The organism is Bradyrhizobium sp. BRP23 (assembly GCF_020194135.1).
GTDB lineage: Bacteria > Pseudomonadota > Alphaproteobacteria > Rhizobiales > Xanthobacteraceae > Bradyrhizobium > Bradyrhizobium yuanmingense.
This window is the reverse complement of the sequence record NZ_JADYVW010000024.1, coordinates 22,329-37,804: the sequence shown is the minus strand read 5'-3', so window position 1 is coordinate 37,804 and position 15,476 is coordinate 22,329. Positions and strand designations below refer to the sequence as shown.

The following is a 15,476-nucleotide window of genomic DNA, read 5'->3' as shown; positions in this document are numbered from 1 at the left end:
ATCGGAAACAAGAGGGCGCAAACGACCAAGGACCGTCTCAAGGGCTGAGATCAGATGAGCACCGAAGAACTTCCCCCGCGCGAATCCATGGAATTCGACGTCGTCATCGTCGGCGCCGGCCCGTCGGGTCTGTCGGCCGCGATCCGGCTCAAGCAGCTCAACGCCGAGCTCAACGTCGTCGTGGTGGAGAAGGGCTCCGAGGTTGGTGCGCACATCCTCTCGGGCGCCGTGATCGATCCCGCGGGCCTCGACAAGCTGATCCCGGACTGGCGCGAGGATGCCGACTGCCCGCTGAAGACGCAGGTCAAGGACGACCGCTTCTACTGGATGACCGGCGGCGGCGCGATCAAGCTGCCGAATTTCATGATGCCGCCGCTGATGAACAATCATCACTGCTACATCGGCTCGCTCGGCAATGTCTGCCGCTGGCTGGCGCGCAAGGCCGAGGCGCTCGGCGTCGAGATCTATCCGGGCTTTGCGGCGGCCGAGGTGCTCTATGACGAGGAGGGCAAGGTCAAGGGCATCGCCACCGGCGACATGGGCATCGGCCGCGACGGCAAGCCGAAGGATTCCTTCACCCGCGGCATGGAATTGCTCGGCAAGTACACGCTGTTCGCCGAAGGCGCCCGCGGCAGCCTGACCAAGCAGCTCATCAACAAGTTCGCGCTCGACGCCAAGAGCGAGCCGCCGAAGTTCGGCATCGGCCTCAAGGAGGTCTGGCAGATCGATCCCGCCAAGCACCAGAAGGGCTTGATCCAGCATTCATTCGGCTGGCCGCTTGACCTCAAGACCGGTGGCGGCTCGTTCCTTTATCACTACGACGACAATCTCGTCGCCGTCGGCTTCGTCGTGCATCTGAACTACGACGATCCCTATCTGTCCCCATTCGACGAATTCCAGCGCTTCAAGACCCATCCCTCGATCCGCGGCACCTTCGACGGCGCCAAGCGGCTCGCCTACGGCGCGCGCGCGATCACCGAGGGCGGCTATCAGTCGGTGCCGAAGCTGAGCTTCCCCGGCGGCGCGCTGATCGGCTGCGCGGCCGGCTTCGTCAACGTGCCGCGCATCAAGGGCGTGCACAATGCGATGGGCACCGGCATGCTGGCTGCCGAACATGTTGCGGCCGCGCTCGCCGCCGACCGCGCCAATGACGAGCTCGTCGAATACGAGAACGCCTGGCGTTCCTCATCGGTCGGCAAGGACCTGTTCCTGGTCCGCAACGTCAAGCCATTGTGGTCGAAGTTCGGCACCGTGCTCGGCGTCGCGCTGGGCGGCTTCGACATGTGGTGCAATACGCTGTTCGGCGCCTCACTGTTTGGCACGCAGTCGCACGTCAAGCCCGACCGCGCCACGCTCGATTCGGCCAAGAGCCACGCGCCCAGGAACTACCCGAAGCCCGACGGCAAGATCACGTTCGACAAGCTGTCCTCGGTGTTTTTGTCCAACACCAATCACGAGGAGGACCAGCCGATCCATCTGAAGGTCACGGACATGAACCTCCAGAAGACGTCCGAGCACGACGTCTATGCCGGCCCCTCGAACCGCTATTGCCCGGCTGGCGTCTATGAATGGATCGAGGAGGGCTCCGGCCCGCGCTTCCAGATCAACGCCCAGAACTGCGTCCACTGCAAGACCTGCGACGTGAAGGATCCCAACGGCAACATCACCTGGGTTCCCCCGGAGGGCGGCGGCGGCCCGAACTACGAGGCGATGTGAGGACATCGCAGGTGACCAGGCGCACGTTCCCGTGAGGACGGGGCTGCGGCGACCCGCCGCGGCCACGATAAGGCCATAGTGGCGGCGTCTTGGGGCGCTGGCGCGGTTTCAATGGGCCGGTTTGGGCGTGCGGAGGGGATCTTCCCGGGTCCGAATCCTTGCGGCGAAGCGCCAAAAGCGGCATTGTCGGCCTGACGGTTCCGGGCCCGGATGTCACCGGCCGCGTTCGCTTGCGATACGGTCTTCTGCTGCAAACCCAGGCACCACCCAACTCAAGGCGAGCCCTGATGTTTTCAAATCGTTTCAACCGCTGGACTGCTGCCGCCATCGCCCTCATGGGCACCGCGATCGCGACGGTCCCCGGCGCGGTCCTGGCGCAGACGCCGGATCATCCGGAAAACACGGCGGCGCAATTTCCGACGCGAAACGATCTGAAGTCGCTCACCGGCGCCGGCAGCTATCTCGCCGCCCGCCATGCTAGCGTTGAGCGCGACGCGACCTCGGCCGCCGCATTCTACCGTTCGGCGCTCCGCACCGATCCCAAGAACAACGAGCTGCTCGACCGTGCCTTCATCTCGTCGGTCGCCGACGGCGACATCGAGGAGGCGGTCAAGCTCGCCGAGCGCATCCTCACCATCGACAAGACCAACCGCGTCGCCCGTCTCGTCGTCGGCGTGCACGATCTCAAGCTGAAGAAGTACGTCGCGGCGCAGACCAACATCAACCAGTCGATCCGTGGTCCGATCACCGATCTCGTCGCCACGCTGCTGTCGGGCTGGGCCGCCTATGGTGCGGGCGATGCCAAAGGTGGTGTCGCCACCATCGACAAGCTGACAGGTCCGGAATGGTATCCGCTGTTCAAGGATCTCCACACCGGCATGATCCTGGAGCTCTCCGGCAAGGAGAAGGACGCCGGCACGCGCTTCGAGCGCGCCTACAAGCTCGACGATTCCATGCTGCGCGTGACCGAGGCCTATGCGCGCTGGCTGTCGCGCAACAAGGATTCCGCCGCGGCGACCAATATCTACCAGGCCTTTGACAAGAAGCTGGCACGCCATCCGCTGATCCAGGAAGGCCTGCGCGAGACCAAGGCCGGCAAGAAGATGCCGCCGCTGGTCGATTCCGCGCAGGCCGGCGCCGCCGAAGCGCTCTACGGCATCGGCGCGACGCTGACCCGCCGCGGTGGCGAGGATCTGGCGCTGGTCTATCTCCAGCTCTCGCTCTACCTGCAGCCGACGCATCCGCTGGCACTGCTGTCGCTCGCCGATCTCTACGAATCAGTCAAGCGGCCGAAGATGGCGATCAAGGTCTACGAGCGCGTCCCCGCCAACTCGCCGCTCAAGCGCAACGCGCAGATTCAGCTCGCCATCGATCTCGATTCCGCCGACCGCACCGACGAGGCGATTAAGATCCTCAAGGGCGTCACCTCGGAGGATCCCAAGGACCTCGAAGCCATCATGGCGCTCGGCAACATCGAGCGCGGCCGCAAGCGGTTCGGCGATTGCGGCGCGACCTATTCACGAGGCATCGAGGTGCTGCCGCCCGGCAACGACAAGGCCAACAGCGTCTGGTACTATTATCGCGGCATCTGCCAGGAGCGCTCCAAGCAATGGGCCAAGGCCGAGGCCGACATGAAGAAGGCGCTGGAGCTGCAGCCCGATCAGCCGCACGTCCTCAACTATCTCGGCTATTCCTGGATCGACCAGGGCGTGAATCTCGACGAAGGCATGAAGATGATCAAGCGGGCCGTCGAGCAGCGTCCCGACGACGGCTACATCGTCGATTCCCTCGGCTGGGCCTATTACCGCATCGGCAATTTCGAGGAGGCAGTGAAGAACCTCGAACGCGCGATCGATCTCAAGCCCGAGGATCCGACCATCAACGACCACCTCGGCGACGCCTATTGGCGCGTCGGCCGCACGCTGGAGGCAAAATTCCAGTGGTCGCATGCGCGCGATCTCAAGCCCGAGCCGGAAGAGCTGCCGAAGATCGAGGCCAAGATCGCCAACGGCCTTCCCGACGACAATTCGAACTCTTCTGCGGCGCAGGCCGAAAAGAAGAAGGACGACGGCAAGGGCGGCTAAGCTAGGCGCATGATCCGGAAAAGTGTGGAGCGGTTTTCCGATCAGATCATGCGCAAACAAGTGAGTCTTGGGGGCTGATCGCCAATGTCGGCGTTGATTGAAGAGGGACGGGCGAAGGTCAATTTGAGCCTTCGCGTCGTCGGCCGTCGTGCCGATGGTTATCATGATCTCGAAAGCGTGGTCGCGTTTGCCGACTGCGCCGACCGGCTCACTTTGGAGCCGGGCGGGGAGCTGAAGCTCACCACGACTGGGCCGCTGGCTGCCGCCTGCGGCGACACAGCCGACAATCTCGTGCTCAAGGCCGCCAAGCTCCTTGCCGAGGCGATCCCTGGCCTGCAGCTGGGCGCCTTCGCGCTCGACAAGGTGCTCCCCGTTGCAGCCGGCATCGGCGGCGGCTCGGCGGATGCCGCGGCCGCGCTGCGGCTCTTGGCGCGTCTCAACGATCTGTCGCTCGATGATCCCCGCATTCAGAAGGTCGCGCTCGCAACCGGCGCCGACGTGCCGGTGTGCCTCCTCTCGCGCGCCTGCGACATGACCGGCGTCGGCGAGCAGCTGCTGCCGCTCGCGCTGCCGAGCATGCCTTGCGTCATGGTCAATCCGCGCATGCCTGTTGCCACCAAGGACGTGTTCCAGGCGCTGGGCCTGCGCAACGGCGAGCTCCTGGTCGGCGTCACCGACGTCATCCGCGCACCGGCCTGGCCCGGCGAAGGCGCCTCGATTTCCGATTGGGTCGAGGTTCTCGAGACCGTCGCCAACGATCTCGAAGCGCCCGCGCTGCGGATCGAGCCTGTGATCGGCGAGGTGCTGGACGCCTTGCGCGATTCCGCCGGCGTCAAGCTCGCCCGCATGTCCGGCTCGGGCGCGACGTGCTTTGCGATCTACGGCGCATCTGAGGAGGCACATGCCGCGGCCGAAACGATCCGGCGCGATCACCCCGGCTGGTGGGTGCATGCGGGCACGTTGAGCTAGCCTTCGTCCTCGTTGAGCTCGAGAAACCGCCGGATCTCACCCAACACCTCCTGCGGCTTGTCGTGCTGCAGCCAGTGTCCCGCTCCGGCGACAGTCTTAACGCGCCCATTCTGGAAGTATCGCTCCAGGCCGGCGGAGCGAGCGCCCGCTAGAAAGCTTTCGCCGGCATTGAGCAGCAGCGTCGGGCACGTGATCCGCGACCACAGCTCGATGTGATCGTCGGGCCAGAGCCGATGTGGCGCGGAGGCGCGCTGATAGGGATCGAATTTCCAGCTGTAGCTGCCGTCCTCGTTCTGCCGCGCGCCATGCCTGGCGAGATGCAGCGCGAGGTCCCGTGACAGGCGCTTGTTGTGAAGCACCATCTGCGCGGCCGCGTCCTCGAGGCTCGGATAGCGGCGCGGGGTGCGGTCGTGGAGCTTGTCGAGCTGGCCAACCCATCTGCCGATGCGCTCATGCGCCGGCGGCTTCGGTGTGTCCGGCAACATGGTCACGCCGTCGAGGACGACGAGCCTCGTGACCTGTTCGGGGAATGCGCCCGAAAAAATCAGGCTCACCATGCCGCCCATCGAATGGCCGATCAGGGTGACCTGAGACGTGGCTAAGGTGCGAACCAGCTGCGCGAGATCGTACACGTATTCTGTCAGCGCGTAGCTGCCGCCTTTCGTCCAGTCGGAATCGCCGTGACCACGGAGATCGGGCGCAACGACGCGAAAATGCGGTTGCAGCGAGCGCGCGATGTGATCCCAGCTGCGGCAATGATCGCGGCCGCCGTGCACCAGGATGGCGACCGGTGCACCCTCGTTGCCCCAGTCGGCGTAGTGCAGCCGCAGGCCGTGCGATTCATAGAAGCGGCTTTGCGGGGCGCTAGCCATTGGCCGGCCGCCGCGCCAGGGCGAGCGAGAGGCCGAGGCCCGCGATGAAGACGCCGGAGCCCTGCGTGAGGCGACGCATCAGAAGCGGCCGTCCGGTCAGCTGCGCGCGCGTCGCGGAGGCCATCAGCACCACCACGACATCGGCGAGCGTGTTCAGGGCCACGGAGATCGCACCCAGCAGAATGAATTGCAGCGTCGGGTTCGAGTCCGACGGATCGAGAAACTGTGGAATGAAGGCGAGGAAGAAGGCCGCGGTCTTCGGATTGAGCGCTTCGACCAGCACGCCGTCGCGAAACGCGCGCTTGTCGCCGATCGGCTCGCTCCCGAGCGACAGGTTGTTGCCGGCGCTGCGAAACGTCTTGATGCCGAGCCAGACCAGATAGAGCGCGCCGACGAACTTCACGGCGGCAAACAGCTCCGCGCTGGCCAGGATGATGGCGGAGATGCCGAGGCTGCCCGCGACCACATGAACCAGTCCGCCCAGCGCCGTGCCCGCGGTCGAGGCGAAGCCGCTGCCACGCCCCTCCGACAAGGTTCGCGCCGCGACGTAGAAAATGCCAGGGCCGGGAACGGCGGCAATGAGGAGAGCTGCGGCCAGGAACAGCCAGAAATTCGTTTCGATCATGCCGTTTTCGTAGCGGAGCGGGTGGCGATTGCAAGGCCTCTCGCTTATCCCAGCCGGCGCAGGATCACGCTGGCATTGACCCCGCCGAAGCCGAACCCGTTGGAGATGGCATGCTGCATCGGCATCGGCCGCGCGCTACCTGCGACAATATCGATGCCTTCAGCGCCCGCATCGGGGTTTTCGAGATTGAGCGTGGGCGGCGCGATCTGGTCGCGCAACGCGAGCACGGTGAAAACCGCTTCCAGCCCGCCGGCGGCGCCGAGCAGGTGACCCGTGGCCGATTTGGTCGCGCTCACGGCAATACCGCGGTTGCGGCCGAACAGCGCGCCGATGGCGCCGAGCTCGCTTTCGTCGCCGGCCGGTGTCGAGGTCGCATGCGCGTTCAGGTGCTGCACATCCGCGGGCGCAAGCTTGGCCTGCCGGAGCGCGATCTCCATGGCGCGGCGGGCACCGTCTCCATCCGGCGGTCCTGATGTCATGTGATAGGCGTCCGCAGTCGTGCCGTAGCCGACGATCTCGGCGATCGGCGTCGCGCCGCGCGCCTGCGCATGCTCCAGCGCCTCGATCACCAGGATGCCGGCGCCTTCGCCCATGACAAAGCCGTCGCGGTTGCGGTCGAACGGGCGCGAGGCGCGCGGGGGCTCCTCGTTGAAGCCGCTCGACAGGGCGCGCGCCGCCGCAAAGCCGCCGAGGCTGACGATGTCGATGCAGGCTTCCGCGCCGCCGCAGATCGCAACGTCAGCTTCGCCTGATCGGATCATGCGCGCTGCATCGCCGATCGCCTGCACGCCGGCCGCGCAGGCCGTGACAGGCGTGCCCAGCGCGCCCTTGTAGCCGTACTTGATCGAGACGTGGCCGGCGGCAAGATTGGCGAGGAACGAGGGGATCGTGAACGGCGACAGCCGGCGCGCGCCGCGTTGCGCGGTGATGCGCACCGCCTCCGCCATGGCGGGAAAGCCGCCGACGCCAGAGGCGATGATCGTCGCGGTGCGCTCGAGCGCGCCAGCATCCTGCGGTGTCCATTTGGCTTGCGCGACGGCTTCTGCCGTCGCGAGCAGCGCGAACAGGATGAAGCGGTCCATCTTGCGCTGATCCTTGGGCGCGGCAGCCTGCGCCGGATCAAAACCGCCTTCGGCATCATCGGTCTTATCGGGCACGAGGCCTGCAATGCGCGCCGGCAGCGCCTCTGCCCATTCCGGCAACGGGCGCAGCCCGCTTTGCCCGGCGAGCAGCCGCCGCCACGTCAATTCGACGCCGCAGCCAAGCGGCGACACCGCGCCCATTCCCGTCACGACGATACGACGCATGTCAGTCTCCAGCCGGCGCGACGGCCGGGTTCATGGCCTTGAGCGAAGCAAGCCGTGCGCGCATGCCGCGGCTGGCGCGGGGACCTGCGACGACGACCGCATTGGCGAGCGTGATCGGGCGCTTGTCGGCGGCATCGACCACAATCGGCTCGAGCGGGCGGATGTCGCTCCGGTTCGCCAGCAGGATGGATTCGCCTTTCGGCGCCAGATGCTTGTTGCCCCAGGCGAGCAGCGTAGCGATCACGGGGAAGAAATCCCGCGCCTTGTCCGTCAGCACATATTCGTAGCGCGGCGGGCGCTCCTGATAGCGGCGACGCACGAACATGCCGCTTTCGGTCAGATGCGCCAGCCGCCGCGACAGGATGTTCGGCGCAATGCCGAGGCCTTGCGAGAACTCGTCGAACTTCGTCGCACCCTGAAATGCATCGCGCAGAATCAGGATGCTCCACCATTCGCCGACCGTCTCCACCGCGCGGCCGACCGGGCATTCCAGGATCGAAGGGGATTTGGGCTGCATGGCGGGCAAGGTAGGTCAGTAACTTGCAAAATGCAAGTGACAGCGCGGGGAGCCATGTGGAGCGAGTGAGGCTGGATTCTGCTGGTGAGATGAAGCGCGCTCTCGTGCCCCGGACGCAGCGCCGCGCCCCCTAGCGGTGCGCTGCAGAGCCGGGACCCATATTGATCATGATTGCGGATGTCGCATGGGTCCCGGCTCTGCGCAGCAGCGTTTCACGCTGCAGCGCGTCCGGGACACGAGAGCAAGCGGTGCCGTCGCGGCGTACTCCGTCATTGCGAACGCAGCGAGGCAATCCAGACTGTTTCCGCGGCGGGATTCTGGATTGCTTCGCTACGCTCGCAATGACGGGTGCAGGGAGCGCGCAAAGCGTGAGCGTCAGTCGCCTAATGCGATCTTGCCAAGCAGAACGCCACGACCTGCTCCAGCGCGCTCTTCATCGGCGAGGGCGGGAACAGCGCCAGCGCATCCACGGCCATGGCGCCGTAGTGCTGGGCGCGGATCAGCGTGTCCTCGAGCGCGCGGTGCTTGTTCATCAGGCCGATGGCGTGATCGAGATCGGAATCGCCGATCTCGCCGCGCTCGAGCGCCCGGATCCAGAAGGCGCGCTCGGTGTCGTTGCCGCGGCGGAAGGCGAGCACGACGGGCAGCGTGATCTTGCCTTCGCGGAAATCGTCGCCGGTGTTCTTGCCGAGCTTGGCGCTCTTGCCGCCATAATCGAGCACGTCGTCGACGAGCTGGAAGGCGATGCCGAGATTCATGCCGACCGAGCGGCAGGCAGTCTGCTCCGCCTTCGGGCGGTTCGCGATCACGGGGCCGACCTCGCAGGCGGCGGCGAACAATTCGGCGGTCTTGCCGCGGATCACGGCGAGATATTCGTCCTCGGTGGTCGCGGTGTTCTTGGCGGCGGCGAGCTGCATCACCTCGCCCTCGGCGATGGTGGCGGCCGCCGCGGAGAGGATGTCGAGCGCGCGCAGCGAGCCGACCTCGACCATCATGCGGAAGGCCTGGCCGAGCAGGAAGTCGCCGACCAGCACGCTTGCCTCGTTGCCCCAGAGCATGCGCGCCGACAGCTTGCCGCGGCGCATCTCGCTCTCGTCGACCACGTCGTCGTGGAGCAGGGTGGCGGTGTGCATGAACTCGACGCTGGCAGCTAACTTGATGTGGCCGTCACCGGTGTAGCCGGCGAGGTTGGCCATGGCGAGCGTCAGCATCGGGCGCAGGCGCTTGCCGCCCGAGGAGATCAAGTGGTTGGCCACTTCAGGGATCATGGTCACGTCGGAGCCCGTCCGCGACAGGATCGTGGCATTGACGCGCTCCATATCGGGAGCGACAAGGGCAACCAGCTCTTCGATCGACGCGCCGGGGGTTTCGAAAGGTACGATGACGGCCACGCCGGTCTCCAATATTTGCCCCGGAAGGGCTATTCTGATGGAAATACAATAGAAACTGGCGGCGGATGCGGCAAGGGCCGCGGAACCATTGACATTTGCCGCGTTAGCCACTTTCAGGCAGGAGACCTCCGTTTTGCGTGAACTGGTTCGGACCAACGATATGGTGCTGGTGTCGGCGATTGGCGCGCTGCTCGACGGCGCCAACATCCATCATCTGGTGCTGGACCAGAACATGAGCATCATCGAGGGGTCTCTCGGCATTCTGCCGCGGCGGATCCTGGTTCATGAGGACGACGCCGAGGAAGCCAGGGCGCTCCTCACCGAGGCAGGCCTCAGCCACGAACTGCGCGGCGATGATTGAGGCCGCGGATATTACCGAGGACGCGTTTCTCGGCGGGCAGTTGCGCTTGATGCAGAAGCGGTCAGGCCACCGCGCCGGGCACGACGCCATCCTGCTGGCAGCAGCGACCGACGCTAAGGCGGGTGACCGCGTGGTCGAGCTTGGCGCCGGCGTCGGCACGGCGGGCCTTGCGCTGGCGCGGCGCGTCGCGGGGATCAGGCTCAGCCTGGTCGAGATCGATCCGGAACTGGCGCAGCTCGCGCGGGCCAACGCCGCCGCGAACGCGATTCCTGCCGAGGTCATCGTGCTCGACGTCACCGCCGACGCGCAGGCGTTTGCAGCGAACGGACTTCTGCCCGACGGTTCCGACGCCGTATTGATGAACCCGCCCTTCAACGACCCCGCACGCCATCGCGGCTCGCCGGATCAGGCGCGCCACACCGCGCATGTGGCGAGGGAGGAGACGCTGCATGCGTGGGTGCATGCAGCCCGGCGCATTCTCCGATCGAGCGGCGTGCTGACCCTGATCTGGCGCGCGGACGGAATTGGCGACGTCGTGGCAGCGCTGTCACGCGGCTTCGGCAGCCTCGCGATCCTGCCGGTTCATGGCGAAGCGGGAAAGCCTGCCATCCGGGTGCTGGTGCGCGCAGTCAAAGGCGGCCGGGCACCGACGCAATTGCTGCCGGGCCTCATGCTCAACGAGGAGTCAAACGTGCCGAAGAAAGAGGTGAAGGATATTCTGGAGGGGAGGGCGGCGTTGCCGCTGGCGAGGCCGTGACGGCTTATTGCGGAAGCGATTCCGTCTGCTGCTCTTGCGGCGACGTAAAGTGAAGCGCCGTGAAAAGCGCACCGATCAGCAGCAACAGCAGATAGATCTTCATGGCGTTTCCTTCCGCTGCCTATTGCAGCTTCCCAACGCGGATTCTGCAAAACACGTTCCTGGCACTTTCAATGACACTCGCGTGATAAGAAATGGTTAATCAGAGGTAAGGCCATGGCCGAACAATTGAACGATCGTGAGAGTTCCGGCCTGGCCGACAAGCTCATGCAATATCTGCCGGCGCGCTTTCGTCCCGGCACGGCGGTCGTGCCGGTGGTGCGGCTGTCCGGTGTGATCGGTGCGGTGACGCCGCTGCGTCCGGGCCTGACGCTTGCCGGCGTCGCGCGGGTGCTCGAGCGCGCGTTTTCCTATCGGCACGCCAAGGCCGTGGCGCTGGTGATCAACTCGCCCGGCGGCTCGCCGGTGCAATCGCGCCAGATCTACTTGCGCATCAAGCAGCTCGCCGCGGAGAAGAAGCTGCCGGTGCTCGTGTTCGTCGAGGACGTTGCGGCCTCCGGTGGTTACATGATCGCCTGCGCGGGTGACGAGATCATCTGCGATCCCTCCTCGATCCTCGGCTCGATCGGCGTGGTCGGCGGCAGTTTCGGTTTTCAGGAGGCGATCAGGCGGCTCGGCATCGAGCGGCGCCTCTACACCTCGGGCGAGCACAAGGCGATGCTCGACCCGTTTCTTCCGGAAAACCCGGACGACGTCATGAGGCTGAAGGCGATCCAGCGCGAGATCCACCAGATCTTCATCGCGCTGGTCAAGGAAAGCCGCGGCGCCCGGCTGAAGGGAGCGGACGACACGCTGTTCACGGGCGAATACTGGGCAGGGGACAGCGCGATCGCGCTGGGGCTCGCCGACAGCATCGGCGATCTCCGCTCAACTCTTCGTGCCCGTTATGGTGAGAAGGTTCTCACCCCCGTGATCGCGCAGCCGACCGGGCTGCTCTCCGGCCTTTTGGGCCGGAAATCGCCCGGCGCGGGGCAGCTTTCGGCCTTGGAATCAATGGCCGGGCTGCCGGACGAGCTGATCTCGGCGGTCGAGACGCGGGCGATTTGGGCGAAATTCGGGTTCTAGGTCTCGCGCTCCCGCGCCATTTCGCCCGGGCGGCGCCGATTGCGGCGCAGGTCCATCTGCGCAACAATGCGTGTGGGGGCTGAGCATGAGACGAGGATCGACCGATGCCGCCGTTCGTCGCTTTCGCGGGCGTCCTGGGCGGGCTTGCCGTGGTCCGCTGGGCCTACAAGACCGCCATCCGGATCAACCAGGAGCTTGAGGAGATGCGCCTGTCGCGCGTCGCCGACGCCGCCCGTATGGGGGATATCCAGACGCTGAAGCGTGACCCCGTGACCGGAGCTTACCGGCCGGGTTAGGGCACACCTCCACGCGTTCGTCATTCCGGGGGCTCGCGAAGCGAGAACCCGGAATCCATCCGAACCACGGAGTGAGCGGCGCAATGGATTCCGGGCTCGCCCTGCGGGCGCCCCGGAATGACGCCCGAATCCAACCCCTTCGCCTTGATTCCCATCCCCGCCGTCGATACGGTCCCGCGCGATTCAAAACCCCCCGCGAGAGCCCGATCTGACGATGGACGCCTCATTGCCCGCCCATATGCACCCGGAACGCTCGTTCCAGGGCTTCATCCTCGCGCTCCAGCGGTTCTGGGCCGAGCAGGGCTGCGTGATCCTGCAGCCCTACGACATGGAAATGGGCGCGGGCACCTTCCATCCGGCGACCACGCTGCGCGCGCTCGGGCCAAAGCCGTGGAACGCGGCCTATGTGCAGCCCTCGCGCCGGCCCAAGGACGGCCGTTACGGCGAGAACCCGAACCGGATGCAGCACTATTACCAGTTCCAGGTGATCATGAAGCCGTCGCCGCCGAACCTTCAGGAGCTGTACCTGAAGTCGCTCGCCGCGATCGGCATCGATTCCGCCGTGCACGACATCCGCTTCGTCGAGGACGATTGGGAGAGTCCGACGCTCGGCGCCTGGGGCCTCGGTTGGGAGTGCTGGTGCGACGGCATGGAAGTCAGCCAGTTCACTTACTTTCAGCAGGTCGCCGGCTTCGAATGCGCGCCGGTCGCGGGCGAGCTCACCTACGGCCTCGAGCGCCTCGCGATGTATGTGCAGGGCGTCGACCGCGTCTACGACCTCAATTTCAATGGGCGCGACGGTGACCAGAAGGTCACCTATGGCGACGTGTTCCTGCAGGCCGAGCAGGAATATTCGCGGCACAATTTCGAATATGCCGACACCGCGATGCTGTTCGAGCAGTTCAGGATGGCGGAAGCGGCCTGCAAAAAATATCTCGACGCGGGCTGGCGCGACGGCGGCAACCGGAAACAGCATCTGATGGCGCTGCCGGCCTATGACCAGTGCATCAAGGCGAGCCACGTCTTCAACCTGCTCGATGCCCGCGGCGTGATCTCCGTGACCGAGCGGCAGAGCTACATTCTGCGCGTGCGCGAGCTGGCAAAAGCGTGTGGCGAGGCCTGGATCCACACTGAAGCGGGCGGAGCGGCCTGATGCCCGATCTTTTGCTTGAACTGTTTTCCGAAGAAATTCCCGCGCGCATGCAGGCGAAGGCGGCGGACGATCTGCGCCGCATGGTCACCGACAAGCTGGTTGCCGAGGGCCTGGTCTACGAGGGCGCAAAAGCCTTCGCGACGCCGCGCCGCCTTGCGCTCACCGTGCACGGCATCCCTGCGCGCCAGCCGGATCTGAAGACCGAGCGCCGCGGCCCGAAAGTCGGCGCGCCCGATGCGGCCGTGCAGGGCTTCCTCAAGGCAACCGGTTTGAAGTCACTGGACGAAGCCAAGATCCAGCGCGACCCCAAGGGTGATTTCTACATCGGCTTGATCGAGAAGCCCGGCCGCGACGCGATCGACGTGCTCGCCGAGATCCTGCCTGTCATCATCCGCACCTTCCCCTGGCCCAAATCGATGCGCTGGGGCGCGCGCTCGGGCAAGCCCGGCTCGCTGAACTGGGTGCGTCCGCTGCACGCGATCACCGCGACCTTCGGCCCCGAGACCGAAGAGCCCGATGTCGTGAAATTCGAGGTCGACGGCATCGAGAGCGGCCAGACCACTTACGGTCATCGCTTCCTTGCGCCGGCGCCGATCTCCGTGCGCCGCTTCGAGGACTACGAGGCTAAGCTTCTTGCAGCAAAAGTCGTGCTCGACCCCGAGCGCCGCAAGGACGCCATCCTCACCGACGCCAAGCAGCTGGCCTTCGCGCAAGGTTTTGAGCTGGTCGAGGACCAGAATCTGCTCGACGAGGTCGCCGGCCTCGTCGAATGGCCGGTCGTGCTGATGGGCTCGTTCGAGCCGGAGTTCTTGAAGACGCCCGACGAAGTCATCCGCGCCACCATCCGCAACAACCAGAAGTGTTTTGTGGTGCGCGACCCCAAGACGGGCAAGCTCGCGAGCAAGTTCATCCTGGTCGCCAATATCGAGGCGACCGACGGTGGCAAAACCATCATTGCCGGCAACGAGCGCGTGATCCGCGCGCGGCTGTCGGATGCGAAGTTCTTCTACGAGACCGACCTCAAGACCAAGCTCGAGGGCCGGCTGCCGAAGTTCGATCAGATCGTGTTTCACGAGAAGCTCGGGACGCAGGCGGAACGCATCAAGCGCATCGAGCGCCTGGCCGCCGAGATCGCGCCGCTGGTCGGCGCCGATGTCGCCAAGGCGACGCGCGCGGCGCATCTGGCAAAGGCAGATCTGCTGACGGAAGTCGTCGGCGAATTCCCGGAAGTGCAGGGCCTGATGGGCAAATACTATGCGCTGGCTCAGGGCGAAGACGCCTCCGTCGCCGGGGCCTGCGAGGAGCACTACAAGCCGCAAGGGCCTGCTGATCGCGTTCCGACCGATCCGGTCAGCGTCGTGGTGGCGCTCGCGGACAAGATCGATACCCTGGTTGGGTTCTGGGCGATCGACGAGAAGCCGACGGGCAGCAAGGACCCCTATGCGCTGCGTCGTGCGGCGCTGGGCGTGATCAGGCTGATCGCCGAGAACGCGCTGCGTCTGTCGCTCATAAAGGTGGCGGGATCAGCGCTCGCCGGCTTGTCGGTGAAGCCGGCCGATGCCTCGAAGCTTCCGAGCGATCTGCTCGCCTTCTTCGCCGATCGCCTCAAGGTCCAACTCCGCGAGCAGGGCGCGCGCCACGATCTCGTCGATGCCGTGTTCGCGCTCGGCGGCCAGGACGATCTCCTGATGATCGTCCGCCGCGTCGAGGCGCTCGGAAAATTCCTCGACTCTGACGACGGCAAGAACCTGCTCGCCGGCACCAAGCGCGCCAGCAACATCCTCAGCATCGAGGAGAAGAAGGACAAGCGCAGCTTCGACGGCGCGCCGGATGCTGCGCTCTACAGCCTCGCTGAGGAGAAGGCGCTGGCCAAGGCGATCGGTGAGGTGAAGGCGGAAGCCAGCGCTGCGGTGGCCAAGGAAGACTTCGCCGCCGCGATGAGTGCGATGGCAAAGCTGCGTCCGCCGGTCGATGCCTTCTTCGACAAGGTGCGCGTCAATGACGACGATCCCAAGGTACGCGAGAACCGCCTGAAGCTCCTCAACGAGATCCGCAGCGCCACGCGCGCGGTAGCGGACTTCTCGAAGATCCAGGATTGAGGCGCGGTTTGCGGCAAACACCGCTGTCATTCCGGGGCGCGCGTAGCGCGAGCCCGGAATCCATAACCACGATCGTGAGTATGGATTCTCAGGTGCGCAATTGCGCACCATAGCCCACGCCTCCGGCGTGTCCCGGAATCACGGCTGCTGATGTGCCTTGCCCAAAGAAGCCCCGCCCGGCGGGGGGAGGACCGGGCGGGGCCT

14 protein-coding genes are annotated in these 15,476 nt (G+C 65.6%); 9 read left to right on the top strand and 5 right to left on the bottom strand.

Annotation, left to right across the window (positions count from 1 at the left end):
* Window positions 1–54 precede the first annotated feature (54 nt).
* The 3 genes from I6F24_RS35325 (at window position 55) to I6F24_RS35315 (ending at window position 4,769) form a co-directional block, all read left to right on the top strand.
* Window positions 55–1,716: an electron transfer flavoprotein-ubiquinone oxidoreductase gene (locus tag I6F24_RS35325; protein WP_036024892.1), complete on the top strand. Its 1,662-nt coding sequence runs from the start codon at window positions 55–57 to the stop codon at window positions 1,714–1,716.
* Window positions 1,717–2,003: 287 nt separating this feature from the next.
* Window positions 2,004–3,800, top strand: a complete 1,797-nt coding sequence (locus I6F24_RS35320; RefSeq protein ID WP_036024894.1) for a tetratricopeptide repeat protein — start codon at window positions 2,004–2,006, stop codon at window positions 3,798–3,800.
* An 84-nt stretch (window positions 3,801–3,884) separates the two neighbouring features.
* A complete protein-coding gene (locus I6F24_RS35315) occupies window positions 3,885–4,769 on the top strand; it encodes a 4-(cytidine 5'-diphospho)-2-C-methyl-D-erythritol kinase (protein WP_225136609.1) in 885 nt (294 codons plus the stop codon).
* Here I6F24_RS35315 and I6F24_RS35310 read toward each other — a convergent pair.
* The 5 genes from I6F24_RS35310 to I6F24_RS35290 all read right to left on the bottom strand — a co-directional run bounded on the left by I6F24_RS35310 (window position 4,766) and on the right by I6F24_RS35290 (window position 9,481).
* The gene (locus I6F24_RS35310; protein ID WP_225150244.1) at window positions 4,766–5,641 is read right to left on the bottom strand and encodes an alpha/beta hydrolase; all 876 of its coding nucleotides are present in this window, start codon (window positions 5,639–5,641) and stop codon (window positions 4,766–4,768) included. The two genes, I6F24_RS35315 and I6F24_RS35310, sit on opposite strands and share 4 nt — an antisense overlap.
* Window positions 5,634–6,266, bottom strand: coding sequence for a LysE family translocator (locus I6F24_RS35305; RefSeq protein WP_057026303.1), 633 nt, complete (start codon window positions 6,264–6,266; stop codon window positions 5,634–5,636). The genes I6F24_RS35310 and I6F24_RS35305 overlap by 8 nt, the downstream gene beginning before the upstream one ends.
* A gap of 44 nt (window positions 6,267–6,310) precedes the next feature.
* Window positions 6,311–7,573, bottom strand: coding sequence for a beta-ketoacyl-ACP synthase II (gene fabF / locus I6F24_RS35300; protein ID WP_225150246.1), 1,263 nt, complete (start codon window positions 7,571–7,573; stop codon window positions 6,311–6,313).
* 1 nt (window position 7,574) lies between these two features.
* Window positions 7,575–8,090, bottom strand: a complete 516-nt coding sequence (locus I6F24_RS35295) for a helix-turn-helix domain-containing protein (protein WP_225150257.1) — start codon at window positions 8,088–8,090, stop codon at window positions 7,575–7,577.
* Between the two features lie 383 nt (window positions 8,091–8,473).
* A complete protein-coding gene (locus I6F24_RS35290) occupies window positions 8,474–9,481 on the bottom strand; it encodes a polyprenyl synthetase family protein (RefSeq protein ID WP_036006386.1) in 1,008 nt (335 codons plus the stop codon).
* 133 nt (window positions 9,482–9,614) lie between these two features.
* Between I6F24_RS35290 and I6F24_RS35285 the strand changes: the two genes are divergently transcribed.
* The 6 genes from I6F24_RS35285 (at window position 9,615) to glyS (ending at window position 15,272) form a co-directional block, all read left to right on the top strand.
* A complete protein-coding gene (locus I6F24_RS35285; protein ID WP_008562067.1) occupies window positions 9,615–9,842 on the top strand; it encodes a DUF2007 domain-containing protein in 228 nt (75 codons plus the stop codon).
* A complete protein-coding gene (locus I6F24_RS35280) occupies window positions 9,835–10,599 on the top strand; it encodes a methyltransferase (RefSeq protein WP_036006371.1) in 765 nt (254 codons plus the stop codon). Before I6F24_RS35285 ends, I6F24_RS35280 begins: the two co-directional genes overlap by 8 nt.
* Before the next feature lie 216 nt (window positions 10,600–10,815).
* Window positions 10,816–11,724 (top strand): S49 family peptidase, encoded by a 909-nt coding sequence (locus I6F24_RS35275; protein WP_057026307.1) that lies wholly within the window; start codon window positions 10,816–10,818, stop codon window positions 11,722–11,724.
* A gap of 104 nt (window positions 11,725–11,828) precedes the next feature.
* The gene (locus tag I6F24_RS35270; RefSeq protein WP_225150259.1) at window positions 11,829–12,020 is read left to right on the top strand and encodes a hypothetical protein; all 192 of its coding nucleotides are present in this window, start codon (window positions 11,829–11,831) and stop codon (window positions 12,018–12,020) included.
* Between the two features lie 214 nt (window positions 12,021–12,234).
* On the top strand, window positions 12,235–13,173 hold the full coding sequence (locus I6F24_RS35265; protein WP_225150261.1) for a glycine--tRNA ligase subunit alpha: 939 nt from the start codon (window positions 12,235–12,237) through the stop codon (window positions 13,171–13,173).
* A complete protein-coding gene (gene glyS, locus I6F24_RS35260) occupies window positions 13,173–15,272 on the top strand; it encodes a glycine--tRNA ligase subunit beta (RefSeq protein ID WP_225150263.1) in 2,100 nt (699 codons plus the stop codon). Before I6F24_RS35265 ends, glyS begins: the two co-directional genes overlap by 1 nt.
* The last annotated feature ends 204 nt before the right edge of the window (window positions 15,273–15,476 follow it).